Annotated in this window: 20 protein-coding genes; 9 read left to right on the top strand and 11 right to left on the bottom strand. The window is 63.4% G+C overall.

Annotation, left to right across the window (positions count from 1 at the left end):
• The first annotated feature begins 16 nt into the window (after positions 1 to 16).
• The 5 genes from C8C93_RS16355 to C8C93_RS16335 are packed head-to-tail and all read left to right on the top strand — an operon-like array spanning position 17 to position 6,020.
• Positions 17 to 1,195: an acyl-CoA dehydrogenase family protein gene (locus tag C8C93_RS16355; RefSeq protein WP_056059388.1), complete on the top strand. Its 1,179-nt coding sequence runs from the start codon at positions 17 to 19 to the stop codon at positions 1,193 to 1,195.
• A gap of 1 nt (position 1,196) precedes the next feature.
• On the top strand, positions 1,197 to 2,006 hold the full coding sequence (locus C8C93_RS16350; protein ID WP_121507589.1) for an enoyl-CoA hydratase/isomerase family protein: 810 nt from the start codon (positions 1,197 to 1,199) through the stop codon (positions 2,004 to 2,006).
• On the top strand, positions 2,003 to 3,937 hold the full coding sequence (locus C8C93_RS16345) for a biotin carboxylase N-terminal domain-containing protein (RefSeq protein WP_121507588.1): 1,935 nt from the start codon (positions 2,003 to 2,005) through the stop codon (positions 3,935 to 3,937). Before C8C93_RS16350 ends, C8C93_RS16345 begins: the two co-directional genes overlap by 4 nt.
• Positions 3,934 to 5,106, top strand: coding sequence for an acyl-CoA dehydrogenase family protein (locus C8C93_RS16340; RefSeq protein WP_121507587.1), 1,173 nt, complete (start codon positions 3,934 to 3,936; stop codon positions 5,104 to 5,106). The genes C8C93_RS16345 and C8C93_RS16340 overlap by 4 nt, the downstream gene beginning before the upstream one ends.
• 14 nt (positions 5,107 to 5,120) lie before the next feature.
• Positions 5,121 to 6,020, top strand: a complete 900-nt coding sequence (locus C8C93_RS16335; RefSeq protein WP_121508829.1) for a 3-keto-5-aminohexanoate cleavage protein — start codon at positions 5,121 to 5,123, stop codon at positions 6,018 to 6,020.
• 35 nt (positions 6,021 to 6,055) lie between these two features.
• Here C8C93_RS16335 and C8C93_RS25050 read toward each other — a convergent pair whose 3' ends face one another.
• The 3 genes from C8C93_RS25050 to C8C93_RS16325 form a co-directional block, all read right to left on the bottom strand.
• Positions 6,056 to 8,038 carry an ATP-binding protein gene (locus C8C93_RS25050; protein ID WP_147433775.1) on the bottom strand — a complete coding sequence of 661 codons (1,983 nt, stop codon included), beginning with the start codon at positions 8,036 to 8,038 and terminating at the stop codon, positions 6,056 to 6,058.
• 79 nt (positions 8,039 to 8,117) lie between these two features.
• Positions 8,118 to 10,289 (bottom strand): 3-hydroxyacyl-CoA dehydrogenase NAD-binding domain-containing protein, encoded by a 2,172-nt coding sequence (locus C8C93_RS16330; RefSeq protein ID WP_121507586.1) that lies wholly within the window; start codon positions 10,287 to 10,289, stop codon positions 8,118 to 8,120.
• A gap of 23 nt (positions 10,290 to 10,312) precedes the next feature.
• Complete coding sequence (locus tag C8C93_RS16325; RefSeq protein WP_121507585.1) at positions 10,313 to 11,518, bottom strand: acetyl-CoA C-acetyltransferase; 1,206 nt, start codon at positions 11,516 to 11,518, stop codon at positions 10,313 to 10,315.
• Positions 11,519 to 11,663: 145 nt separating this feature from the next.
• On the opposite strand from C8C93_RS16325, the gene C8C93_RS16320 reads away from it, so the two are divergent.
• Positions 11,664 to 11,966: a hypothetical protein gene (locus tag C8C93_RS16320; protein WP_225581100.1), complete on the top strand. Its 303-nt coding sequence runs from the start codon at positions 11,664 to 11,666 to the stop codon at positions 11,964 to 11,966.
• 84 nt (positions 11,967 to 12,050) lie between these two features.
• Here C8C93_RS16320 and C8C93_RS16315 read toward each other — a convergent pair whose 3' ends face one another.
• From C8C93_RS16315 to C8C93_RS16285, 7 genes are all read right to left on the bottom strand, one after another.
• Positions 12,051 to 13,214: an acyl-CoA dehydrogenase family protein gene (locus C8C93_RS16315; RefSeq protein ID WP_121507584.1), complete on the bottom strand. Its 1,164-nt coding sequence runs from the start codon at positions 13,212 to 13,214 to the stop codon at positions 12,051 to 12,053.
• Between the two features lie 127 nt (positions 13,215 to 13,341).
• Positions 13,342 to 14,508, bottom strand: coding sequence for an ABC transporter substrate-binding protein (locus tag C8C93_RS16310; protein WP_057229165.1), 1,167 nt, complete (start codon positions 14,506 to 14,508; stop codon positions 13,342 to 13,344).
• Positions 14,509 to 14,627: 119 nt separating this feature from the next.
• Positions 14,628 to 16,484, bottom strand: coding sequence for a long-chain fatty acid--CoA ligase (locus tag C8C93_RS16305; RefSeq protein ID WP_121507583.1), 1,857 nt, complete (start codon positions 16,482 to 16,484; stop codon positions 14,628 to 14,630).
• 6 nt (positions 16,485 to 16,490) lie between these two features.
• Entirely contained in the window at positions 16,491 to 17,312 is an 822-nt protein-coding gene (locus tag C8C93_RS16300) for an ABC transporter ATP-binding protein (protein WP_099731262.1), read from the bottom strand.
• Complete coding sequence (locus C8C93_RS16295) at positions 17,309 to 18,148, bottom strand: ABC transporter ATP-binding protein (RefSeq protein ID WP_121507582.1); 840 nt, start codon at positions 18,146 to 18,148, stop codon at positions 17,309 to 17,311. The genes C8C93_RS16300 and C8C93_RS16295 overlap by 4 nt, the downstream gene beginning before the upstream one ends.
• Before the next feature lie 186 nt (positions 18,149 to 18,334).
• A complete protein-coding gene (locus C8C93_RS16290; RefSeq protein WP_121507581.1) occupies positions 18,335 to 19,411 on the bottom strand; it encodes a branched-chain amino acid ABC transporter permease in 1,077 nt (358 codons plus the stop codon).
• Between the two features lie 3 nt (positions 19,412 to 19,414).
• Positions 19,415 to 20,290: a branched-chain amino acid ABC transporter permease gene (locus tag C8C93_RS16285; RefSeq protein ID WP_121422272.1), complete on the bottom strand. Its 876-nt coding sequence runs from the start codon at positions 20,288 to 20,290 to the stop codon at positions 19,415 to 19,417.
• A 633-nt stretch (positions 20,291 to 20,923) separates the two neighbouring features.
• Here C8C93_RS16285 and C8C93_RS16275 point away from each other — a divergent pair.
• Both C8C93_RS16275 and C8C93_RS16270 read left to right on the top strand, forming a co-directional pair.
• Positions 20,924 to 21,412: a thioesterase family protein gene (locus tag C8C93_RS16275; RefSeq protein ID WP_121507580.1), complete on the top strand. Its 489-nt coding sequence runs from the start codon at positions 20,924 to 20,926 to the stop codon at positions 21,410 to 21,412.
• A gap of 176 nt (positions 21,413 to 21,588) precedes the next feature.
• Entirely contained in the window at positions 21,589 to 22,152 is a 564-nt protein-coding gene (locus C8C93_RS16270) for a polymer-forming cytoskeletal protein (protein ID WP_121507579.1), read from the top strand.
• Between the two features lie 63 nt (positions 22,153 to 22,215).
• Here C8C93_RS16270 and C8C93_RS16265 read toward each other — a convergent pair whose 3' ends face one another.
• Positions 22,216 to 22,638, bottom strand: coding sequence for an acyl-CoA thioesterase (locus C8C93_RS16265; RefSeq protein WP_055393750.1), 423 nt, complete (start codon positions 22,636 to 22,638; stop codon positions 22,216 to 22,218).
• Positions 22,639 to 22,769: 131 nt separating this feature from the next.
• Here C8C93_RS16265 and C8C93_RS16260 point away from each other — a divergent pair, with 131 nt between their 5' ends.
• Entirely contained in the window at positions 22,770 to 24,629 is a 1,860-nt protein-coding gene (locus C8C93_RS16260; RefSeq protein WP_121422274.1) for an ABC transporter ATP-binding protein/permease, read from the top strand.
• Positions 24,630 to 24,744: the final 115 nt, after the last annotated feature.

The following is a 24,744-nucleotide window of genomic DNA, read 5'->3' as shown; positions in this document are numbered from 1 at the left end:
GCAGGAGACAAGCACCATGCAGTTCACACACGAGCACCGCGAGATCCAGAAGACCCTCAAGCGCTTCATCGACGAAGAGATCAACCCCCATGTGGACGAGTGGGAGGCCGCAGAGATCTTCCCCGCGCACGAGGTCTTCAAGAAGATGGGCAACCTGGGCCTCCTGGGCCTGTGCAAGCCCGAGGAATACGGCGGCCAGGGGCTGGACTATTCGTACAGCCTCGCCATGGCCGAGGCACTGGGCCACATCCACTGCGGCGGCGTGCCCATGGCCATCGGCGTGCAAACCGACATGTGCACCCCGGCGCTCGCGCGCTACGGCAGCGAAGAACTCAAGCGCAACTTTCTGGCCCCTGCGATTGCGGGCGACATGGTGGGCTGCATTGGCGTGAGCGAGCCTGCGGCGGGCAGCGATGTGTCGGGCATCAAGAGCGTGGCCCGCAAGGACGGCGACGACTACGTGATCACCGGCCAGAAGATGTGGATCACCAACAGCCTGCAGGCCGACTGGATGTGCATGCTGGTGAACACGGGCGAAGGGCCTGTGCACAAGAACAAGAGCCTGGTGATGGTGCCCATGCGGGATGGCCCGGGCGGCAAGCTCACCAAGGGCATCGAGGTGGCGCAAAAGATCCGCAAGATCGGCATGCACAGCAGCGACACCGGCCTGATCTACTTCGACGAGGTGCGGGTGCCGCAGCGCTACCGCATCGGCGCCGAGGGGCAGGGCTTCATCTACCAGATGCAGCAGTTCCAGGAGGAGCGCCTGTGGTGCGCCGCCAGCACGCTCGAATCGCTGAACCACTGCATCCAGTGGACCATCGACTACGCACAGGAGCGCAAGCTGTTTGGCGCCACACTGGCCGACCAGCAGTGGGTGCAGTTCAAGCTGGCCGAGCTCAAGACCGAGGTCGAAGCCCTACGCGCACTCACCTACCGAGCCTGCGACCTGTACGTGAACGGGCAGGACGTGCTGGAGCTGGCCAGCATGGCCAAGCTCAAGGCCGGCCGCCTGAACCGCGAGGTGCCCGACACCTGTCTGCAGTTCTGGGGCGGCATGGGCTACACGCTGGAGAACAAGGTCTCGCGCATGTACCGCGACGGGCGGCTGGCGTCCATCGGCGGCGGGGCCGACGAGGTAATGCTGGGCATCCTGTCCAAGCTGATGGGCATCGCCAAGCGGCCCGTGCACTGACATGGCTGATTCGCTGTTGATCGACCGCGCGCCGCTGGCCAGCGGCTGTGTGGAAACCTGGACGCTCAACGACCCGGCCAGCCGCAACGCGCTGTCGGAGGCCATGGTGGATGCCCTGCTGACTGCGTGTGAGCGCGCTGTGGCTGATGCCGACCTGCGCGGCGTGGTGCTGCGTGGCGCGGGTGGCCACTTCTGCGCGGGTGGCAGCCTGGGCGGCTTTGCCAAGACCATTGGCCAGCCCCTGGCTGTGGGCGAGGCTGACCCGCTGGTGCCACTGAACCGCCGCTTTGGCGCGCTGCTGCAGGCCCTGTGTGCGCTGCCGCAGTGGCTCATCGTGGCGGTGGAGGGCGCGGCGATGGGGGGCGGCTTTGGGCTCGTTTGCTGTGCCGACCATGTGCTGGCCCACACAAGCGCGCAGTTCGCCACGCCCGAGGTAACGCTGGGCATCGTGCCTGCGCAGATCGCGCCGTTTGTGGTGCGCCGCCTCGGCTATGCGGCGGCGCGGCGGTGTTTGCTGACGGGCGAGCGCGGGGATGCTGCGACGGCCCAGCGCGCGGGGCTGGTCGATGAGGTGGTGGCTGGCGACATGGAGGCTGCTGTGCAGGCCGCCATTGCGCGCCACGCCGCCGCAGCGCCGCAGGCCGTGGCCGCCACCAAACGTTTGTTGCTGGCCCAATTTGAGACGCCGTTGCCCGCGCTGCTGGATGACGCGGCCGTGGCTTTTGCGAAAGCGCTGCGCGGGCCCGAGGCGCCGCAAGGGCTGGCGGCGTTTGCTGCGCGCAAGGCGCCGCCCTGGAGTGCGAACTCATGAAGAAAATCCTCATTGCCAATCGATCAGAGATCGCCAGCCGCATCATCCACACCGCCCACCGCATGGGCATCGAAACCGTCGCGGTCTATTCCGACCCCGATGCCAACGCCCTGCACGTGCGCGAAGCCACTCAGGCCGTGGCGTTGGGTGGCGCGGCCAGCGCCGACACCTACCTGCGCATCGACAAGCTGCTGGGCGCCGCCCGTGCCACCGGCGCAGATGCCGTGCACCCCGGCTATGGCTTCCTCAGCGAGAACGCTGACTTCGCCCAGGCCGTGGTCGATGCGGGCTTGACCTGGATCGGCCCGCCGCCCGGCGCCATCCGCGCGCTGGGCAGCAAGGCCGGGGCCAAGGCGTTGGCCCAGTCGCAGGACGTGCCCTGCCTGCCCGGCTATGCGGGCGACGACCAGAGCGACGAACGCTTTGCCGCCGAGGCAGCCCGCATCGGCACGCCCCTCATGGTCAAGGCCGTGGCGGGTGGGGGGGGGCGTGGCATGCGCTTGGTCACCGACCTGGCGCAGTTGCCTGCTGCCCTGGCCGGTGCGCGGTCGGAGGCGCTTGGGGGTTTTGGCTGTGGCGACCTGCTCATCGAACGCGCACTGATGCAGCCGCGCCACGTGGAGGTGCAGATCTTTTCCGACGCTCACGGCGGATGCATCCACCTGGGCGAGCGCGATTGCTCGGTACAGCGCCGCCACCAGAAGATCATCGAAGAGTCCCCCAGCCCCGCCGTGGACGCCGCGCTGCGCGAGCGCATGGGCGCCTGCGCCGTGGCGCTGGCACAGGCCGCTGGCTATGTGGGTGCGGGTACGGTGGAATTCCTTCTGGATGGGGCTGAATTCTTCTTGATGGAGATGAACACCCGCCTGCAAGTGGAGCACCCTGTGACCGAAGCGCTCACGGGGCTGGACCTGGTGGAGTGGCAGATCCGAGTGGCTCGGGGCGAGCCGCTGCCGCTCACGCAAGATCAGGTGCATCTGCAAGGCCACGCCATCGAAGTGCGCCTGTGTGCCGAAGACGCACATTTCCGCCCCCACACGGGCCGCGTGCTGCACTTCAGCGCGCCGCCTGCCACCGCGTTTGAGCGGGCCGTGCCGGGCGTGCTGCGTTTTGACCACGCGCTGGAAGAGGGCGCCGAAGTCACCCCCCACTACGACGCCATGCTGGGCAAGCTCATCGTGCACGCGCCCACGCGGGCCGAGGCCATTGCTGCCCTGTTGCGCGCGCTGCAGGGCACCCGCGTGCTGGGCCTGCCCACCAACCGCGCGTTTCTGGCGGCGTGCCTGCAGCACCCGGTGTTTTCCAGTGGGCAGGCGCTGGTGCCGTTCCTGGCGGAGCACGCCCAGGAGCTGCAGCGGTTGCTATTAAATAGTGAGCTATCAGTGCATATTCCTTCGGCGCTATCGGCCATTTTTGCTTCAAATACGCCGTCGGACCTGCCTTGTGCGATGGCCAGGCCCCTGCGGCTGCGCCACCAGGGCGAGGTGCACTCCATTGCCGTGCGCGAGCTGGGCGGTGGGCGGCTGCTGGTGGAACAGGCCGGGGCAGAGCCTGTGACTTTGCAGCTGCCCCAGCGCGGTGTGCATTGCGTGGCGGTGGGCCCCCGGCGCTGGCACTGGCAAACCGGCGGCGTGGACGGCTGGGTGGAAGACGCATCGTGGGAGCCCGCTGCGCGCGCGGGTGCGGCGGGCGGTGCGACGGAGTTGCGCGCCCCCTTCAACGGCAAGGTGGTTGCGCTGCCTGTGGCAGCAGGCCAGGCGCTGGCGGCGGGCGATACGGTGGTGGTCATCGAATCCATGAAGCTCGAACACAGCCTGGCCAGCCCCGCAGCCGCCACGGTGGCCGAGCTGCTGGTAGCCCCCGGCCAGCAGGTGTCGCCCGGCCAGGTTCTGGCCCGCTTTGCACCCGCCACGCAAGGAGCGTCCGCATGACCGCCATGTCCGATGCAAGTTCTGTGAGCGACGAAGACCGCACCGCCCTCGCCGACACCGTCACCCGCTTTGCCCGCACCGAGATCGCGCCGCATGTGGATGCGTGGGACGCGGCTGGTGAATTCCCCCGCAGCCTGTACCGCCGCGCGGCCGACCTGGGCCTGCTGGGCCTGGGCTACCCCGAGCAGTACGGCGGCACACCCGCCAGCTACGCCTTGCGCCTGCCGCTGTGGCGCGCGCTCAGCCGCCACGGCGCCAGCGGAGGCGTGCTGGCCAGCCTGCTGTCGCACAACATCGGCCTGCCGCCCGTGCTGGCGCATGGCAGCGATGCTGTGCGTGCTGAGGTCATCCCGCCCGTGTTGGCGGGCGAGCAAATCGCTGCGCTGGCGATTACCGAACCCGGTGGCGGGTCCGACGTGGCCCAACTCAAGACCACAGCGCGGCGCGAGGGTGATGAGTACATCGTCAATGGCGAAAAGGTGTTCATTACCTCCGGCATGCGCGCGGACTGGATCACGGTGGCTGTGCGTACTGGCGACGCTGGCAGCAAGGGCAGTGGCGGCATCTCCATGCTGCTCATCCCCGGCCACAGCGCAGGCCTGTCGCGCAGCAAGCTCGACAAGATGGGCTGGCTCTGCTCCGACACCGCACACCTGCGTTTTGACAACGTGCGCGTGCCCGTCCGCTACCTGCTGGGCGAAGAGGGCGCGGGCTTTCGCATCATCATGGCCAACTTCAACGGCGAGCGCTTTGGCCTGGCCGCATCGGCCCTGGGCTTTGCCGAGGCCTGCTACGACGAGGCCCTGGCCTGGGCGCGCCAGCGCAAGACCTTTGGCGCCGCGCTGGTCGAGCACCAGGTCATCCGCCACAAGCTGGTGGACATGCAGATGCGCATCCAGTCCACCGCCGCGTGGTGCGAGTCCGTGGCCGCGCAGGCCGATGCGGGCCGCACCGGCCCCGAGTGGGTAGCGCAGGTGTGCCTGCTCAAGAACCACGCCACCCAAACCATGCAGTTCTGTGCCGACCAGGCCGTGCAGATCCTGGGTGGCATGGGCTTCATGCGCGGCACCGTCAGCGAGCGCATCTACCGCGAGGTCAAGGTCATGATGATCGGCGGCGGTGCGGAAGAAATCATGAAAGACCTGGCTGCACGCCAGCTAGGCATTTGAAGGAGACAGGCACCATGCACAGCACCGACCACGGCAACAAAGCCATCATCACCTGCGCCATCACCGGCGTGCTGACGGACCCCGGCCAGCACCATGTGCCCGTCACGCCCGAGCAACTGGCAAAAGAGGCCCGCCGCGCCTACGACGCAGGCGCCGCCGTGGTCCACGTGCACTTTCGCAACCAGGAGCCCGGCAAAGGCCACCTGCCCAGCTGGGACCCGCAGGTCGCGCGCGACTGCGTGCAAGCCATGCGCGAGGCCTGCCCGGGTTTGATCATCAACCAGACCACCGGCGTGGTCGGCCCCAATTACCAGGGCCCGCTGGATTGCCTGCGCGCCACCCGCCCCGAGATGGCCGCGTGCAACGCCGGCTCGCTCAACTACCTGAAGGTGCGCAGCAACGGCACCTGGGCCTGGCCGCCCATGTTGTTCGACAACCAACCCGCCAAGGTCAAGGACTTCATCGACGTGATGCTGGAAACCGGCACGCTGCCTGAGTTCGAATGCTTTGACGTGGGCATCGTGCGCTGCGTGGAGATGTATGTGCAGACCGGCATGTACACCGAGCGCCTGCCCGAGTACAACTTTGTGATGGGCGTCGAATCCGGCATGCCTGCGGACCCGGACCTGCTCCCCATCCTGCTCAAGCTGAAAATCAAGGACGCCCCCTGGCAGGCCACCGTCATCGGCCGCGCCGAGATCTGGCCCGTGCACCAACGCGTGGCAGAGCTGGGCGGGCATTTGCGCACGGGGCTGGAAGATACGTTCTATCTGCCGGATGGGACGAAGGCAGATTCGAACGGGCCGCTGATTGAGAAGCTGACGGAGTACGCGCGCAACGCGGGGCGGGAGGTGGCTTCGCCGCAGGAGGCGCGGGGGATGTTGGGTTTGCCTGAAAAAGGAGTGCTGTGGTGAGTTGGGGGCATTTCTCCAAGCCCCCCTTCAATCTTTCAGGCGAGCCGCTCTTCAAGCCAAGTCAACTCCCTCCGATATAGCGCTACATCTGCTGCATCAATTTGTTTCGCGTGTGCGTCAGGGCGATCATTAAGTAAATCCATCGCTGTTGCGAATCTGGATTTATCTCCAAGTATTTTCTCAAAATTTGACCAATGTTTAACTATGATTGCGCCAAGATCTTTCCAATAGAGTCGATTTAAAAGAGCATCTCCAGCTAAAGAGGACAATTCTGTTCGCTGCCTCTCATTAAGCGATTTAAGTACTTTGTCTACCCAATTTTCACCTGATTGGGCAGTTAGTTTAAGAGTGAAGTGGATGAACTCCCTTAACTTTCTTTCAACTAGATTCCGGCGACGATTTATTACTGATAGCTCTTCCGCCCACTCTTCGGATGGAAGCGAGAGTTGTTCTGCTAAAGGTGATGCAGCTTTTGGAAGTTGAATAGCTGGCACGGACGAGGATAGGCCAGCTAGGCCTGCTCGGATCATCGCACTTGTTACGGTCACGCCTGAGGGGACTTGAGTAGCTAGACCATAACGGAGTAGCAATTTCCCCTCAGATAGAGAAATGTAGGGAACGGAGGCTGCTCGCTGTAGTAGCTCTATGGGCTCTGCTGTTTTTCTTCGTAAATCCTCAAGAGCAACTCTTGCAGCATCTCCGCCTTCAGCGTCAACAAACTCTGACAAAAGGCGTGAAATAAGTGTTGAATCTACACTGCGCGGACGACCCTGAATGTCAATTGATCTGTGAATATATGAACCTGCAAGGCGTATCCAGTATGGGAAGTCGCCGCATGTCTCTGCGACTCTATCTTGATCATCATTGCTTAGTACAAGGCCACACCGCTTGCACAAATCTTTGATCATTTGCTTGGATGCGTGCCTTGCAAATGGAGTTAGATATCCTTCTGGGACAAAGTGGAGTACGGCATTTTCTATTTCGTCAAAACTCTCCACTCGAAAGGCATGTGAGGATACGCCTGAAACTAGTATTGAAATTGGGAAGCCCATGCGTTGGGCTTCCTGGTAAACAACTCTAAATTCACGCCAGAATATATTGAAGTCTTGTCTCCAGTGAGGCCGATTTGGTGAGGCTGGTGTTATGTAGTCAACTTCATCAAAGATTAAAGTTAGCGGTTTCGGTGATTTTGTTGACCATAAATCATCGAAAACTGGTACAAGATCTTTGTCGCTGCGCTTGAGGGCCTCGGTAATGTGTGCATAGCTTCGTGTCGAAGCCATTTTTGCGACTTTTGCGATAGCTTTCAGAGCGTCGGATGCACTAAGAATATTGAATCCGTCGACTGAGCAATCAATCATTGCTATATTTGGGGTTCCAGCCTCGCGTGCTAATGTGACAACCCTGTTTATTAGAGATGTTTTCCCTATTTTTCGTATGCCAAAAAGGGAGATTATTCTTCCGGTTTGTGTCTGTCGAAGAATGTCCAGCGCACTATTCCTTCTGCCGAAAAATTCCGAGTCTGCTAGAACGGGTCCAGTTAGTGAGAACGGGTCGTGAGTAAAAAGATCTTGTGCAAGAGTTAGGCGAAGGGATTCGGCTGGTGGTAGTGCTCCTGCTTTTGGGCGATGGATTGGAATTACTTTGTAGCCCAATTCACGGCCCCAGTTTCGTAGTTTCTCGTCGCCGGATTTATCTGCATGCAGAACCATTACAAAAGCAGGATCAAGTCGACCGTTGCTGTTTGAAATAAGATCTTGTGCGACATGTAAAGTGCGCACTTGAAGATCTGAGGCATTAACGATTAAAGCAAGAACTTCCCTATCGAGAAGTAGCGCATCTGCCGTATTTCTTGTCGGCTTGCAATGCAAAACGGTGTATTTCCAATCATTTACTTCATGCCGCCGACATCCCTCAATAGTAAAAAGACCATCCAATGCATTCGACAGTTCACTGGCGATAGCGTTGCGAGACACTTGGTCCCTAATGCTCTCATTGACGTTAAGCAGATGTGCCAAAGGATCTCCTGTGCCTAAGTAGTTGCGTGATGTGGAGTCTAGTGTCTAAAGCAGCTGATCCATTTCGAAAAATTACATCTCAGCACGACGGGCGGAAAACTCTGAGTGAATCTCTGACATGTCCATCCACTAAAAATCCAGTTCCATACTTCGCCGCCAGCTCATCCGCGCGCTTTAGGAACGTCTCAACATCCGTTCCATAAATAAACTGCATCGCCCCCCCCGTCCACGCCGGAAACCCAATCCCAAATATCGACCCGATGTTCGCGTCATGCACGCTGGTCAGCACGCCCTCGGCCAGGCAGCGTGCGGTCTCGATGGCCTGCCGGTAGAGCAAACGGTCCTGGATCTCCTGCACGCTCCACTCCACGTCGGACTTCTCGAACAGCGGTTTCAGCTCCGGCCACAGGTGCTTCTTGGCGCCTGCGGGGTAGTCATAGAAGCCACCGCCGCCTGCACGGCCGGGGCGCTTCAGCTCTTTGACCATGCGTTCCACCAGCAGCTCGCCGGGCGTGGCGGTGTAGGTTTTGCCTTCGGCGGCGTAGTCGGCGCGGGTCTGGTCCAGCACGTGCACGCTTAACGTCAACGCGGTTTCGTCCAGCACGGCCAGCGGGCCCACGGGCAGGCCGACTTGCATGGCGGCGTTTTCAATGGCGGCGGCGGGAATGCCTTCGCCCAGCATGGCGGCGCCTTCCATCACAAAGGTGCCGAAGGTGCGGCTGGTGTAGAAGCCGCGTGAGTCGTTCACCACGATGGGCACTTTGCCCAGCGCCTGCACGTAGTCGAAGGCGCGGGCCACGGTCTCGTCGTCCGTCTGCTTCCCACGGATGATCTCGACCAGCTTCATCTTGTCCACAGGGCTGAAGAAGTGGATGCCGACAAACTTCTCGGGCTTGCTGCTGGCCGTGGCCAAACCACTGATGGGCAGGGTGGAGGTGTTGCTGGCGAAGAAGCCGCCGGGTGCGAGTTGGGGCTCGGCTTCTTGCGTGACCTTGGCCTTGAGGTCGCGACTTTCAAACACGGCTTCGATGATGAGGTCGCAGCCCGCCAGGTCGGCCGCGCTGGCGGTGGGGGTGATGCGGGAGAGTAGCGCCTGCTGCGCCTCGGCGGTCATGCGCCCCTTGTCCACGCGGGCCTGGGTGAGCTTGGCGCTGTAGGCCTTGCCCGCCTCGGCCTTCTCGGTGCTCACATCCTTGAGCACCGTGGCGATGCCCCGGCTGGCCTGGGCCCAGGCAATGCCCGCGCCCATCATGCCGGCGCCCAGGATGCCGACCTTTTGTGGCTTGTAGCGTGGGGCAGAGCCCGGGCGCGACTTGCCGCTCTTGATCGCGTTCATGTCGAAGAAGAACGTGTTGATCATGTTGCGCGCCACGGGGCCGGTCATCAGGCGGGCGAGGTAGCGGCTTTCGATGCGCAGGGCGGTGTCGTAGTCCACCATCGCGCCTTCGACCATGGCGGCCAGCGCTGCCTCGGGCGCGGGGTAGCGGCCGCGCGTGGTCTTCTTGAGCATGGCGGGCGCGACGGTGAGGGCGCCCGCAATCTTGGGGTTGGCGGGCGTGCCGCCGGGCATCTTGTAGTTCTTGTCGTCCCACGGTTGCACGGCGTGCGGGTGGGTGGCGATGTGGGCCAGGGCGGCGGGCAGCAGCTGTTCGCGCGTGGCCACCAGCTCGTGCACCAGTTGAAGCTCCAGCGCCTCTGCGGGGTTGAAGAGCTTGCCTTCCAGGATGTAGGGCTGCGCGCCAATCAGGCCCAGCAGGCGCGTCATCTTGGTCACGCCAGTGGCGCCAGGCATCAGCCCCAGCGTGACCTCGGGCAGGCCGAACTGGATCTTGGGGTCGGCCACGGCGATGCGGTAGTGGGCCACCAGGGCGACTTCCCAGCCGCCACCCAGCGCCGCGCCGTTGAGGCAGGCCACCACGGGGATACCCAGCGTTTCGAGCGTGCGAAAGTGCTTCTTCATGCGCTCGATCTCGCCAAACGCGTTGGGCGCATCCGCAGGTGTCAGGCGCATGGTGGCCTTGAGGTCGGCGCCCGCAAAGAAGCTGGTCTTGGCGGATGCGAGCACGATGCCCTTGAGCGCCGTACCCAGGCGTTCACGGTCGCCCAGCACCTGGGCCGTGACCTCGCCCAGCTCTTGCTGCCACTGGCGGCACATGGTGTTGACGGGGGAGTTGGTTTCGTCAAACGTGATGACGGCGACCTGGCCTTCGGTGCCCTGGGCAGGGATGAGTTCGTAGCGGATGGTTTGCATGTTGTTGTCTCCTTCCCAGTCAATCAGATTCGCTCGACGATGGTGGCAATGCCCATGCCGCCGCCCACGCACAGCGTGGCCAGGCCATAGCGCTGGCCCCTGCGGTGCAGCTCGTCAATCAGGGTGCCGAGGATCATGGCGCCCGTGGCGCCCAGCGGGTGGCCCATGGCGATGGCGCCGCCGTTCACGTTGACCTTGTCGTGCGGCACGCCCAGCTCGCGCATGAAGCGCATGGGCACGGCGGCAAAGGCCTCGTTCACTTCAAACAGGTCGATCTGGTCGATGGTCATGCCCGCACGGGCCAGCGCCTTCTTGGCAGCGGGCACGGGGCCGGTGAGCATGATCGTGGGGTCGGCCCCGCTAAGCGCCGTGGCCACGATGCGTGCGCGCGGCGTGAGGCCGTGGGTCTTGGCGGCGGCCTCGTTGCCGATCAGCACGGCGGCGGCGCCATCCACAATGCCCGACGAGTTGCCCGCGTGGTGCACGTGGTGGATGCGCTCCACCTGCGGGTAGCGCTGCAGCGCCACGGCGTCAAAGCCCATGCCGCCCAGTTGCTCGAACGAGGCCTTGAGCGCGCCCAGGCCTTCGAGTGTCGTCTTGGGTTTGATGAATTCGTCTTCCGCCAGGATGGTCTGGCCGATGAAGTCGCGCACGGGCACGACCGAATTCTTGAAGTAGCCCGCTGTGCGCGCAGCGGTGGCGCGGCGTTGGGATTCGAGCGCGAAGGCGTCCACATCGGCGCGGGTGTAGCCGTCCAGCGTGGCGATCAGGTCAGCGCCGATGCCCTGGGGCACGAACAGCGTGGCGGAGTTGGTGGCGGGGTCTTGCGCCCAGGCGCCGCCGTCGGAGCCGATAGGCACGCGGCTCATGCTCTCCACGCCACCGGCCACCACCAGGTCCTCCCAGCCGCTGCGCACCTTCTGCGCGGCCAGATTCACGGCTTCCAGGCCCGAGGCGCAGAAACGGTTGACCTGCACGCCCGCACAGCGAAAGTCCCACCCGGCCTTGAGCGCCGCGACCTTGGGCAGCACCGAGCCCTGTTCGCCCACAGGCGAGACGATGCCCATGACCACGTCGTCCACTGCCGCTGTGTCAAAGCGGTGGCGCGCTTGCAACTCGGTCAGCAGGCCTGCCAGCAGGTCGATGGGCTTGACCTCGTGCAGGGTGCCGTCCTTCTTGCCCTTGCCGCGCGGGGTGCGCAGCGCATCGAATACATAGGCTTCGGTCATGAATGGTCTCCGGTGGTTTCTCTAAACTTCAAGCAGTGCGGCGGTAAAGCCGCTGGGCTGGCTCACGCCACTACAAGGTGCTTTCTGACGCGGGTGCAGTGGTTTTTGCACTATCTTTCGGCGGTTGCTATCTACATTTCTGGCTATGGAACGAAATACATCCCCTGCATTGCAGCGCATCGCTCGCAGCGCCATCGAATACGACGACACGCGCGAAGGATTTGCGCTGGAGCACCATGTCGTGCTGGCGGCATCCAGTGCGCTGGCGGTGGCGGCCTTCATGGCGCCCAGCCGCAGCTCAGCAGCCATACGCGGCATTGGTGCCGGCTTGCTGCTGATGCGTGCGCTGAGTGGCAGCCAGGGTGTACGCTCCTGGCTGAATGTCACCGACCGCCGCCCTGGTGCGCCGCTGAGCCCCGAAGAAGCCCGCGCCGCCTGGTATCTGTAGCGGCATTCGGCGCCCACTTGTGCGTTGTGAAGGGCGTTGTGCAGGGCATCGTGCACTGCGTTATTCACGGTGCGGTGCATTCCGTTATTTGCCCAGGCCCATGGCCCGCGCAATCACTTCTTTCATGATCTCGTTGGTGCCGCCATAAATGCGCTGCACGCGTGCATCGGCGTAGGCGCGCGTGATGGGGTATTCCCACATGTAGCCGTAGCCGCCAAACAGCTGCACGCATTCGTCCATCACCTTGCACTGCAGGTCGGTCGTCCAGTACTTGGCCATGCTGGCGGTTTCGGTGTCCAGCTGATCGCGCGTGATGAGTTCGCAGCATTTGTCGACAAACACGCGGGCCACCTGCACCTGCGTTTGCAGCTCGGCCAGGGTGTGGCGGGTGTTTTGAAATGACGCCACGCTCTGGCCAAAGACCTTGCGCTGCTTGACGTAGTCCAGCGTCCAGTCGATGGCGGCCTGGGCGGCGGCCACGGCGGTGATGGCGATCTGCAGGCGCTCCCAGGGCAGCTGCTCCATCAGGCAGATGAAGCCACGCCCTTCCATGGCGGTGCCGCCCAGCAAGTTGTCCACCGGCACCTGCACGTCGTTGAAGAACAGCTCAGACGTGTCCTGCGCCTTCATGCCCATCTTCTTGAGGCGCTGGCCTTTTTCAAAGCCGGGCATGCCGCGCTCCACCAGCAAAAGGCTGGTGCCCTTGGCGCCCGCAGCCGGGTCGGTCTTGGCGACCACAATCACCAGGTCGGCATGCCAGCCGTTGGTGATGAAGGTTTTGCTGCCGTTCAGCACGTAGTGCGACCCGTCCGCACTTTTGATGGCTGTGGTCTTGATGCCTTGCAGGTCGCTGCCCGCAGCCGGCTCGCTCATGGCGATGGCGCCCACCACGTCGCCGCGGGCCATCTGCGGCAGGTACTTCTGTTTCTGGGCCTCGGTGCCGTAGTGCAGGATGTACGGCGCCACGATCTCGCTGTGCAGACCAAAGCCGATGCCGGTGGTGCCTGCACGCGCCAGCTCTTCCATCTGCGCCACCGAATAGAGCTTGTCGGCCCCGGCGCCTCCGTATTCCTCGGGCAGGCTCATGCACAGAAAGCCGTTGGCGCCCGCCTGGCTCCACACCTCGCGCGCCACATAGCCCTGGTCTTCCCAGGCGGCGTGGTGGGGCGTCACTTCCTTGTCGATGAAGCGGCGAAAGCTGTCGGCAAAGGCCTGGTGGTCGGGCTGGAAGAGGGTGCGTTCGATCATGGTGGGGCAACCAGGTTATTTATGCAAAGTTACTGCTTGGTTAAATTCTGCCACCGACTGAGCCCGGATGCACCCCCTGAAACGCAAAAGCCGCCCGAAGGCGGCTTGAAGGAGGCGGGTCAGGCGCTCATGGCTTGACGTAGTCGGAGACCACCTTCCACTTGCCATCGGTGATCTGCGACAGGCGAGAAAGATCGCTGCCCAGGCGCTTTTGTGGGCCAAAGGTGCCCTCGGCGCTGCCGAACATGTCGGGCGGAATCACCATGGTGTCCATGGCCTTGATGAAGCTGTCGGTGCTCAGATTGGGGCCCGCCTTCTGGGCCGCCTTGATGAAGGCGTCGATGGCGTTGTAGCCGTAGACCGAGAACACGGTGGGGTCTTCGTTGAACTTGGTCTTGTACTTGTTGGCCCAGAAACGGATGGGCTGGCTGGCTTCATCCAGGTAGGGGTGTTGCACCGTCATGGTGGCGTACAGCCCGTCCATGGGCTTGCCGCCCAGCTTGTGGATGAGGTCGGTGTAGGCGGCGCTGGAGCCCAGGAAGGTAGGGTTGAAGCCCGTCTTGCGCGCCTCGCCAATCGTGCCGATGGTCTCGCGGATGATGGTGCCCAGGATCACGAAGTCGCATTCGGATGACTTCATCTTGGCGACCTGTGAAGAGAAGTCGGTGGCGCCGCGCTTGTACGAGGTCTTCTCGGTGAAGTCCATGCCCATGGACTTGAGTGCCGCCTCGCCCCCGCGCATCACCTCCAGGCCAAACTCATCGTCCTGGTAGATGGTGCAGATCTTCTTGGCGCCTTTTTCCTTGATGAGCTTGGGGGCTGCCAGGCGGATCTGGTCGTAGTAAGTAGCGGCAAACGAATACTTGAGCTTGTGGAAGGGCTCGTACATTTCCCGAGCGGCCGTCACCGGGAAGAAGTTGATGACGTTCTTGCTGAACTGCACGGGCATGGCGGCCAGGTTTTGCGCCGTGCCGATGTGCGCCACCATCATGAAGATCTTGTCCTGGTTCACGAGCTTTTGCGCGGCCAGCACGGCTTTCTTGGGGTCGTAGCCCGAGTCTTCCACCTTCAGGTCGAGCTTGCGGCCGTTCACGCCGCCTTGCTCGTTGGCCTCGTCCACGCGCAGCATCATGCCCAGCCGCACCTGCTTGCCAAAGCCCGCCAGCGGGCCGGACAGATCCTGGATGGAACCCAGCGTGATGGTGTCCTTGCTCACGCCCTGGCTGGGCTGCGCCTGTGCAGCACCTCCGGCCATGGCCACGATGGCCAGCGCGGCAATGTGATGAAGTTTCATGGCACGTCTCCTTTGGTTGGATCGAACTCGGTTGCTCGTTATAGAACGATGCCCGGGGTGGGGCACCAGCACTTTCCCTATCCTGATGGGCGTGGCCTGTGGTTGCGTGACGTGCGCACCTACCGGTACATCGCCTCAATCTGCGGTGCGTACTTCTGCTGCACCAGCTTGCGCTTGAGCTTCATGGTGGGTGTCAGCTCTTCATCCTCGGCCGTGAGCTGGGTGTCGAGCAGGAAGAACTTCTTGATCTGCTCCACGCGGGCGAACTTGGCATTGACGCGGTCAATCTCGGCCTGGATCAGCTCCTGCACCTCGCGCGTGCGGGTCAGGCTGGCGTAGTTGGAGAACGGCACGTCGTTGTCCTGTGCGTACTTCTCCACGTTCTCCTGGTCGATCATGATGATCACCGTGAGGTAGGGCAGCTTGTCGCCGATGACCACCGCATCGGTGATGTAGGGGCTGAACTTGAGTTCGTTCTCCAGCTCGCTCGGCGTGATGTTCTTGCCGCCCGCCGTGATGATGATGTCCTTCATGCGGTCGGTGATGCGCAGGTAGCCATCAGCGTCGATCAGGCCCACATCGCCCGTGTGCAGCCAACCTTCGGGGTCGATGGTTTCGGCGGTTTTCTCGGGCTGGTTGAGGTAGCCCTTGAACACATTGGGACCACGCACCAGGATTTCTCCCGTGGCGGGGTCGATGCGCACCTCGTTGTAGCTGGCCGCGGGGCCGATGGAGCCGGGTTTGATGCGGCTGGCCGGCACACCGGTGGAGGCGCCGCAGGTCTCGGTCATGCCCCACACCTCCAGCATGGGCACGCCCAGCGCCAGGTACCACTTCACCAGATCGGGCGAAATGGGCGCTGCGCCTGTGACCAGAAAGCGCGCACGGTGGATGCCGATGAGCTTGCGCACATTGTTGAGCGCCAGAAAGCGCGCCAGCATGAACTGCGCCTTCAGCAAACCGCCCACCGGCTGTCCGGCCAGCACCCGATCTGCGATGCGGGTGCCCACGCCAATCGACCAGGCATAGGCCGCCTGCTGCATGCGCGTGGATTCCTTGAGCGCGATCATCACGCCCGAATAGAACTTCTCCCACACCCGGGGTACGGCGGTGAACACCGTGGGCGCGATCTCTCGCACGTTCTCGGGCACGGTGTCGGGGTTCTCCACAAAGTTCAGGCGCGCGCCGGTGTAGAGCGAGAAGTACTCGCCGCCCATGCGTTCGGCAATGTGGCACAGCGGCAGAAAACACATGGTCTCGTCCGCCTCGCTGCGCGATATCAGCGTGTTGTAGCCGCGCACGGTGTAGGTGAGTGCGGCGTGTGTGTGCATGGCGCCCTTGGGCTTGCCCGTGGTACCCGAGGTGTAGACCAGAATGGCCACGTCTTCGGCACGGCAGGCCTTGACGCGTTGCGTCAGTGCGTCGGGGTGCTGGGCGTTCCACGCACGGCCCAGTTCGCGCAGGGCTGTGAGGCTCAGCACATCGGCGTCGTGCAGGCCGCGCAGGCCCTCCATGTCGAACACAACGATCTTGCGCAGCAGGGGCAACTGGCCACGCACCTCCAGTGCCTTGTCGAGCTGCTCGTCGTCCTCCACAAACAGCACGGTGGTGCGAGAGTCTTCGCTCAGGTAGTGCACCTGCGCCGCCGCGTCAGTGGGGTAGATGCCGTTGGCCACGCCGCCGCAGCTCAGCACGGCCAGATCGGCCAGCACCCATTCGATGTTGGTGTTGGACAGGATGGATGCACATTCGCCGGGCGCAAACCCCAGCGACATCAGGCCGCCCGCAATCTCCCGCACGGCTTCGGCCGTCTGGTCCCAGGTCCAGCTCTTCCAGATGCCCAGCTCCTTCTGGCGCATCCACACGCGCGGGCCACGCTCGGCCACGGCGTTCCAGAACATGGCGGCGATGGTGTCGCCCGCGAGCACGTCGGTGCCTGCGGGCTGGATGTGATCGAGGTCCCAGAGGTTAGACATTTGCGCTTATCTCCAGGTCTTCTTTTTCTTCCAGCGCCGCTCTCCGCGCACGCCGACATCTTTCATGCCAAGGTAGAACTCCTTGATGTCGTCCTTCTCGCGCAGGCGCTCGCAGCTGTCTTCCATCACGATGCGGCCGTTCTCCAGCACATAGCCGTAGTCCGACGCGTTGAGCGCCATGTTGGCGTTCTGCTCCACCAGCAGGATGGTGGTACCGCGCTCGCGGTTGATGCGCACAACGATCTCGAAGATCTCCTTGGTGAGCTTGGGGGACAGGCCCAGACTGGGCTCGTCCAGCAGGATGAGTTCGGGGTTGGCCATGAGCGCACGCGAGATGGCCAGCATCTGCTGTTGCCCACCCGAGAGCAGGCCGGCGTCCTGCGCGGCGCGCTCCTTCAGGATGGGGAAGTAGCCATACACTGTTTCGATGTCGCGGGCCACAGCGTCCGCATCGCTGCGCGTGTAGGCGCCCATGAGCAGGTTGTCGCGCACAGAGAGCAGTGCAAACACCTCGCGCCCCTCGGGCACATGCATGAGGCCCCGGCGCACGATGGCCGCCGGATCGTTGGCGGTGATGTCGGCACCCTGGAATTCGATGGAGCCCTTGCGGGGGTCGATGATGCCGCTGATGGTTTTGAGGATCGTCGTCTTGCCCGCGCCGTTGCTGCCCAGCACGGCGGCGATCTCGCCGCGCCGCACCTGCAGGCTCACGCCGCGGATGGCCTTGATGGGGCCGTAGGCACTCTCCACGTTCTGCAGGCGCAGCAAGGGTTGGTCAGCAGCAGCTGCTGCTGCGGATGTGTTGACGGCGGCAAGTACGGCGTTCATGCCCGAACCCCCATTTTTGAACCCGCCGGACGCCGCAGGTTGCTCACATCGTCGATGGTGCCCAGATACGCCTCGATCACCCCGGGGTGCGACTGCACCTCGCGCGGCGTGCCCATGGCCACGACCTCGCCCTGGTTCATGGCCAGCACGCGGTCGGACACCTTGGAGACCAGCGACATGTCGTGCTCCACCATCAGCACGGTGATGCCCAGCTCGTGCTGGATGTCCTGGATCCAGAAGGCCATGTCGTCAGTCTCCTCCACGTTCAGGCCCGACGAGGGCTCGTCGAGCAGCAGCAGCTGCGGCTCGGTGCACAGCGCACGGGCCAGCTCCACCACCTTGCGCACGCCGTAGGGCAGGCCGGCGACCATGGTGTCGCGGTAGTGCTGCAAGTCGAGAAAGTCGATGACCTGCTCGGCCTTCTCCCGGGCCTGAATTTCCCCTTCGCGCACCTTGCGCGTGAAGAACATCTCGGCCCACAGGCTGCTGTGTTGTCGGGTGTGGCGGCCGATCAGCAGGTTGTGCAGCACACTCGCGTGCTCGAAGAGTTCGATGTTCTGGAAGGTGCGTGCAATGCCCAGGCCTGCCACTTTGTGCGGCGGCTGGTCGGTCAGTGGCAGCAGGGCCCCGCCCGGGCCCGCATAGGCGATGGTGCCGGTGGTGGGCGTGTAGATGCGGCTGATGAGATTGAACACCGTCGTCTTGCCCGCGCCGTTGGGGCCGATGAGGGTGAACACCTCGCCACGGCGCACGTCAAAGCTTACGTTGTTGACCGCGAGCACGCCGCCAAAGCGCACACTGAGGTTCTGGGCGCTGAGCAGGATTTCGTCAGTCATGGGTACAGCAATTGGGGTCATTTCACTGGTCCAGTGTGCTGAATGCCGTCCGCAGCCTTTGCGACTGGCGTGACCGAGGCCAGTGCCCCCGCGCAAGGGCCGCCCCGCCGCGCTGGGGGCGTTCCCCTCCCGAATCGCGCAGCGAATCGAGAGAGGGGGACGGCGCGAAGCGACTCAGGGGGTGCTTCATTTCAAGCGATCTGATTTTTGGAACGACTTCTGCCGCTTGAACAAGCCCTTGCGGTAGAACGGGAACATCTGCAGCCAGGTGCGCACCTTGAGCCAGCGGCCATACAGGCCCATGGGTTCGAACAGCACAAAGGCGATCAGCACCGCGCCGTAGACCACCGCCTGCAGGCCCGGTGCCAGGCCGATGGCGGCGGGCAGCCAGTCCTTGCTGAGCGAAATCATCTGCGGCATGGTGATGAGGAAGATGGCCCCCAGGAACGCTCCATGCACCGATCCCAGCCCGCCGATCACGATCATCAGCAGCAGGTCGATGGACTGCAGGATGTTGAACTGGTCGGGCGAGATGAACTGCAGCTTGTGCGCGTACAACGCACCGCCGATGCCTGCAAGTGCAGCCGATATGGAGAACGACAGCGTCTTGTAGCGCGCGAGGTGGATGCCCATGCTCTGCGCGGAGATCTCTGAATCACGGATGGCGACAAACGCGCGGCCTGTGGGTGAGCGCAGCAGGTTCAGGATGGCCAGCGTGCTGACCACCGCAATCACAAGGCACAGAAAGTAGAACGACTCTGTGGTCTCGAACGAGTAGCCCGCGATTTGTGGCGGCACCAGGTGCTTGCCGGAGTTGCCGCCTGTGACCGACTCCCACCGCGCGAACACCTCTTCCACGATGAAGCCGAAGGACAGCGTGGCCATGCCCAGGTAGATGCCTTTGACGCGGAGTGCTGGCAGCCCCACCACCACGCCCACAGCCGCCGACAGCCCCGCCGCGCAGGCCAGCGACAGCGCAAACGGCCAGCCCATGCCAGTGAGCACCGCCTGCGTATATGCCCCCACGCCCAGAAACGCTGCATGCCCCAGCGAGAACAAGCCGGTGAAGCCCGCCAGCAGCATCAGCCCCAAGCCCACGATGGCGTAGATGAGCACGAAGGTCAGCTGTGCCAACCAGTATTCAGGCGCCACCCAGGGTGCGGCGACCAGGGCCAGGCACAGCAGGCTGTACCAGAACACATGCCCGCCATGTTTGGCCAGACGTATGTCTTGCTCGTACGAGGTCTTGAAGAGAAAGCGCATGGGTCAGACTTTCTTTCTCAGCTTCTCGCCGAACAGTCCGTTGGGTTTGACCATCAGCATGATCAGCACCACGATGTACGCGGCTGTGTCCTTGAATCCATCGGGCAGATAGAAACCCGAGAGCGATTCGACAATGCCGATCACCAGCCCGCCCACGATGGCCCCGGGCAGGCTGCCGAAGCCGCCCACCACGGCGGCGGGGAAGGCCTTGAGCCCGATCAGCCCCATGTTGGCGTGCACAAAGGTGATGGGCGCCAACAGCAGCCCGGCTACCGCCGCCACCGCCGCGGCAAGCCCCCAGGCCAGGCCGTTGAGGCGCTGCACGGGAATGCCCATGTAGTAGGCCGCGAGCTGGTTCTGCGACGCGGCCTGCATGGCAATGCCCAGCTTGCTGTAGCGGAACATGGCAAACAGCAGCACACACAGCACGCCCGTGGCGCCGATCACCACCAGTTGCTCGGCGCTGACCACCAGCTCGCCCAAGCGCAGGGACTGGTCCTTGTAGGGCACGGGCAGCGTGTGGGTGTCGGTGCCGATGTTGGGGATCATCGTGACAAGGCCGCGGAGCACGTAGCCGATGCCGATGGTGAGCATGACGATGGAGAACGCGGGCTGGCCCAGGATGGGGCGGATCACTGCACGCTCCAGCACCGTGCCAAACAGCCCCATGGCCAGGATGCTGGCGAGCACCGCCACCCAGAAGGGAAAGCCCAGCACGGTCATGAGCGCCAAGCCACAGAAAGCGCCGAGCATCATGAGTTCGCCCTGGGCAAAGCTCACGGTCTCCGTGGCTTTGTAGATAAGCACGAACCCGAGCGCGATCAGCCCGTAGATGCACCCCTGCGAGACACCGCTGATCAACAGTTGCACAAATTGCACACTGGCTCTCCAGAATAAGTGATACGCAAAGCGGGTAAATGCGGGGTGGATGCCTCGTGGGCATGGGATGGCCGCATCGTCGCTTGCGCAGGTCCTGCAGAATATTTATACAAAGCGATTGCTTTGTATAAATAATGGTGCACGCGCGCTGTGCATACCGCACTCGGGGCTAACCCTGATGGGGCGGGCGAGCGGGTAGCGGCGGATATTGACGCAGTGCTGCACCCTGCGCAATAGGAGTAACGTCGGGTGGGTGAACAGGTTCTGACACCGGGCCACAGGAGAGCCACATATCCGCAGAGGTTGAAGTGCAAGGTGGTGTCACGCTGGTGACATGGCGCAGACCCGATGTGCACAACGCGGTGGATGCCAGCACAGCCCGCACCAGCGCGCTCGCCGCCGAAGGGCTGCTGTTACGGCGAGCCTGCTGCGGGAATAGGCGGGCGGCCGCGAATGCCTGGCCGAAGCACTGCGCGGCGCCTCGCGGTTTGCCGCAGGGCAAGTGCGCCACGGCCAGTTTTAAGTAAAAATAGCCTCTAGCGCTTATCTATTAAGCGTGAGAAGCTACAAAATCAGGAGCATCTGGATGGTTTCGATTGCACGCACCATCCCGCAGTGACCCCCAGGAGACCCATGAGCAAATCCACCGCCAACCCAGCCGCGCAAGCCTTTGAGCCCGAGTTCATTGCCGGGCTCAAATCTATCTTTGAAGAAAAAATCGTGTTCAACCAGGTGCTGGGCCTGAAGATCACGTCACTGGCACCCGATGGTGTGGTGGGCCGCATCGACATGAAACCGGACCTGGTGGGCCACTATGCCTACAACCGCATCCACGGCGGCGTGATCAGCGCAGGGCTCGACGCCATGGGCGGGCTGGCGGTGATGGCCGCGATTGGCGCCAAACACCTGGACGAGCCGCCCGAGCAGCGCCTGCACCGCTTTGCCAAGCTGGGCACCATCGATCTGCGCATTGACTACCTGCGCCCCGGCATTGGCAGCCACTTCGAGCTGCGCGCCCAGGTGCTGCGCCTGGGTTCGCGTGTCGCGACCACGCGCATGGAGTTTCTGGGGCCGGATGGGCAGATCATGTCGGCCGGAGCTGCGGCTTACATCGTCTCTTGATTGGGGCGCGCTCCTGAGCCGCCTCGCCACGGAGCGTTGCCATTCGCAGGATGTGTGATCCCGCAAGCCTTGCAAGCGCATGCTACGAGAGAACCGTTTGGTTACCGTTCTTGCGTAACCAGGGCATCTTTCACGGGGCGCGATACCTACGATGACTCTCTTTTCAAGGAGATCTGATGGCCGTGCAAAACCCCTTCTTTGGCAAGCGTGAACCCGAGTCGTTCCAACCCCGCAACAGCACCACTTCAGGCTCCGTATTGGGGAGCTCAGCGGCGAGCAGTGCTGCGGCTGCACAGCCGGTGCCCGGCCCTGCTGTCCCCAAGGCCGCCAGCAGCAGCGACAGCTCGGGCAGCAAGCTCACGGTGGGCCCGAACATCAAGCTCAAGGGCGTGGAAATTACCGATTGCGACACCCTCGTGGTCGAAGGCACGGTGGAAGCCACCATGGATTCGCGCGTGATCCAGATTGCTGAGCATGGCGCCTTCAAGGGCTCTGCCGAGATCGACATTGCCGAGATCCATGGCGAGTTCAACGGCACACTCACCGTGCGCCAGAAGCTGGTGATCTACAGCACCGGCAAGGTCAACGGCAAGATCCGCTACGGCAAACTGGTGGTGGAAGAGGGCGGTCAGCTGGCGGGTGAGATCGAGGCCGGGTTCTCGCCCTCGTCATCCAGCAGCAATCTGCAGCGCACGGCAGCTCCTCTGCGCACCGAACCGGCCACTGCACTGGCCGCCTGACCGGGCCATGAAGGCGTCCGCGCACCGCCAGGCGCGGTCTGCGCGAGCCGACCTTCCGTGCTTTCACCCCGGCGCGTTGTGCTTGGGCACCGGGCGCGGCCTGCCCTGGTCGTCGATGGCCACATAGGTCAGGCGCGCCTCCGTCACCTTCACATACCGGCCCTGGTCGGTAAACCGTTCGGCATACACCTCCACCTCCACGGTGACCGAGGTGTTGCCCACCCGCGTGATGGACGAGAAGAACGACAGGATGTCGCCCACGCGCACCGGCTGCTTGAAGATGAATTCGTTGACGGCCACCGTGGCCATGCGCCCCTGGATGTAGCGCGCGGGCAGCACAGAGCCCGCCAAGTCCACCTGCGCCATCACCCAGCCGCCAAAAATGTCGCCATTGCCATTGGTGTCGGCGGGCATGGGGATGACCTTGAGCACCAGTTCCTTGTCGGTGGGCAATGCGGCGGGTGGTGGGCTGAAAACGGCAGACATGGGCACAATCTCGGTTGGGGCTGAGCCAATCCTTGTCGGAACCTGGGGTTTTGCAAGGCGGCTGGCCCGCAAAAAAACCACCTTGGCATCAGCCGGGTCGGTAAAAACAACAACAACCGGAATTGTCCCCCATGCGCCACCTTGGCGAAACCGCACCCCCCACCCCTGGCACGCCCGCGCCCCCCAAGTCCGACTGGGTCACGCTGAGGCGGCTCCTCCCTTACCTGTGGCAATACAAGTGGCGCGTGGTGGCGGCCATTGTGTTCATGGTGGGCGCCAAGCTGGCCAACGTCAGCGTGCCGCTGCTGCTCAAGACATTGGTGGACGCGATGGCCTTCAAGCCTGGTGACCCGGCCGCGCTGCTGGTGGTGCCGGTGGGCTTGCTGGTGGCGTACGGGGCGCTGCGCCTGTCCACTTCGCTGTTCACCGAGCTGCGCGAGCTGGTGTTTGCCAAGGCTACGCAGGGCGCAGCGCGCTCGATTGCGCTGCAGACCTTTGAGCACCTGCACGCGCTGAGCCTGCGCTTTCACCTGGAGCGCCAGACCGGCGGCATGACGCGCGACATCGAACGCGGTGTGCGCGGAATCGAGTCACTGATCTCGTTTTCGCTGTTCAACGTGTTTGCCACCTTGATCGAGGTGATCCTGGTGTTGAGTGTGCTGGCCGTCAAGTTCGATGCCTGGTTTGCCTGGATCACGCTGGCCGCGCTGGTGCTGTACATCGCCTACACGGTGCTGGTGACCGAGTGGCGCACCAAGTTCCGCCGCGAGGCCAACGAGTTCGACTCGGCAGCACACTCCAAGGCCGTGGATTCGCTGCTGAACTACGAGACGGTCAAGTACTTCAACAACGAAGGCTTTGAGGCCCGCCGCTACGACGAAAGCCTGGAGCGGTTGCGCCTGGCCCGCCTCAAAAGCCAGACCACGTTATCGATGCTCAACACCGGCCAGCAGCTCATCATTGCCGTGGGCCTGGTGGCCATGCTGTGGCGCGCCACTCAGGGCGTGGTCGATGGCCGCATGACGCTGGGCGACCTCGTCATGGTCAACGCCTTCATGATCCAGCTGTACATCCCGCTCAACTTTCTGGGCGTGATCTACCGCGAGATCAAGCAGAGCCTCACCGACCTGGACAAGATGTTCACGCTCATGGACAAAGAGCGCGAAGTGGCCGACGCACCCGGCGCCCAGCCGCTGGCGGGGCTGAGCCAGCCCACCGTGCGTTTTGAGAACGTGCACTTTTCCTACGACGTGCGCCAAGGCAGCGACCTCAGCAGCGGCCGGCCCATCCTGCAGGGCATCAGCTTCGAGATACCGGCGGGCAAGACGGTGGCGGTGGTGGGGCCTTCGGGTTCGGGCAAGTCCACACTGGCCCGGCTGCTGTTTCGCTTCTACGACATCCAGCAGGGGCGCATCACCATTGCGGGGCAGGAGATCCGCAGCGTGACGCAGGCGAGCGTGCGCCAGGCGATTGGCATCGTCCCGCAGGACACGGTGCTGTTCAACGACACGGTGGCCTACAACATCGCCTATGGCCGCACCGGTGCCAGCCAGGATGAGATCGAAGCCGCCGCCCGTGCCGCACGCATCCACGACTTCATTGCCAGCACGCCCAAGGGCTACGCCACCATGGTGGGCGAGCGCGGGCTCAAGCTCTCGGGCGGTGAAAAGCAGCGCGTGGCGATTGCCCGCACCCTGCTCAAGAACCCGCCGATCCTGATCTTTGATGAGGCCACCAGCGCGCTGGACTCCGCCAACGAACGCGCCATCCAGGCCGAGCTGCAGGGCGTGGCGCAGAACAAGACCACGCTGGTGATTGCGCACCGCCTCTCCACCGTGGTGGATGCGCACGAGATCCTGGTCATGGACGCGGGCCGCATCATCGAGCGCGGCACGCACGCGCAGCTGCTGGCCCAGGGTGGCCGCTACGCGAGCATGTGGTCTCTCCAGCAGGAGGCCCCCCCTGAGTCGCCTGCGGCGCCTTCCCCCTGAGGGGGACGACGCCATCGCTGCGGGGCGGCCCTTGCTAGGCGTCCCGCGCCTGGGCCGCGCCGGTTTTGTACGCTCTGCGCGAAGCGCACGATGCAAAGCGTAGCGTCCCGTTTTC

The organism is Acidovorax sp. 93, from assembly GCF_003633835.1.
GTDB classification, from domain to species: domain Bacteria; phylum Pseudomonadota; class Gammaproteobacteria; order Burkholderiales; family Burkholderiaceae_C; genus Acidovorax; species Acidovorax facilis.
This window is presented reverse-complemented; position numbering and strand designations above follow the sequence as displayed.

Coding starts and splice junctions, on each gene's coding strand:
- C8C93_RS16355 (WP_056059388.1), top strand. CDS start 17: ATGCAGTTCACACACGAGCACCGCGAGATCCAGAAGACCCTCAAGCGC.
- C8C93_RS16350 (WP_121507589.1), top strand. CDS start 1,197: ATGGCTGATTCGCTGTTGATCGACCGCGCGCCGCTGGCCAGCGGCTGT.
- C8C93_RS16345 (WP_121507588.1), top strand. CDS start 2,003: ATGAAGAAAATCCTCATTGCCAATCGATCAGAGATCGCCAGCCGCATC.
- C8C93_RS16340 (WP_121507587.1), top strand. CDS start 3,934: ATGACCGCCATGTCCGATGCAAGTTCTGTGAGCGACGAAGACCGCACC.
- C8C93_RS16335 (WP_121508829.1), top strand. CDS start 5,121: ATGCACAGCACCGACCACGGCAACAAAGCCATCATCACCTGCGCCATC.
- C8C93_RS16330 (WP_121507586.1), bottom strand. CDS start 10,289: ATGCAAACCATCCGCTACGAACTCATCCCTGCCCAGGGCACCGAAGGC.
- C8C93_RS16325 (WP_121507585.1), bottom strand. CDS start 11,518: ATGACCGAAGCCTATGTATTCGATGCGCTGCGCACCCCGCGCGGCAAG.
- C8C93_RS16320 (WP_225581100.1), top strand. CDS start 11,664: ATGGAACGAAATACATCCCCTGCATTGCAGCGCATCGCTCGCAGCGCC.
- C8C93_RS16315 (WP_121507584.1), bottom strand. CDS start 13,214: ATGATCGAACGCACCCTCTTCCAGCCCGACCACCAGGCCTTTGCCGAC.
- C8C93_RS16310 (WP_057229165.1), bottom strand. CDS start 14,508: ATGAAACTTCATCACATTGCCGCGCTGGCCATCGTGGCCATGGCCGGA.
- C8C93_RS16305 (WP_121507583.1), bottom strand. CDS start 16,484: ATGTCTAACCTCTGGGACCTCGATCACATCCAGCCCGCAGGCACCGAC.
- C8C93_RS16300 (WP_099731262.1), bottom strand. CDS start 17,312: ATGAACGCCGTACTTGCCGCCGTCAACACATCCGCAGCAGCAGCTGCT.
- C8C93_RS16295 (WP_121507582.1), bottom strand. CDS start 18,148: ATGACTGACGAAATCCTGCTCAGCGCCCAGAACCTCAGTGTGCGCTTT.
- C8C93_RS16290 (WP_121507581.1), bottom strand. CDS start 19,411: ATGCGCTTTCTCTTCAAGACCTCGTACGAGCAAGACATACGTCTGGCC.
- C8C93_RS16275 (WP_121507580.1), top strand. CDS start 20,924: ATGAGCAAATCCACCGCCAACCCAGCCGCGCAAGCCTTTGAGCCCGAG.
- C8C93_RS16270 (WP_121507579.1), top strand. CDS start 21,589: ATGGCCGTGCAAAACCCCTTCTTTGGCAAGCGTGAACCCGAGTCGTTC.
- C8C93_RS16265 (WP_055393750.1), bottom strand. CDS start 22,638: ATGTCTGCCGTTTTCAGCCCACCACCCGCCGCATTGCCCACCGACAAG.
- C8C93_RS16260 (WP_121422274.1), top strand. CDS start 22,770: ATGCGCCACCTTGGCGAAACCGCACCCCCCACCCCTGGCACGCCCGCG.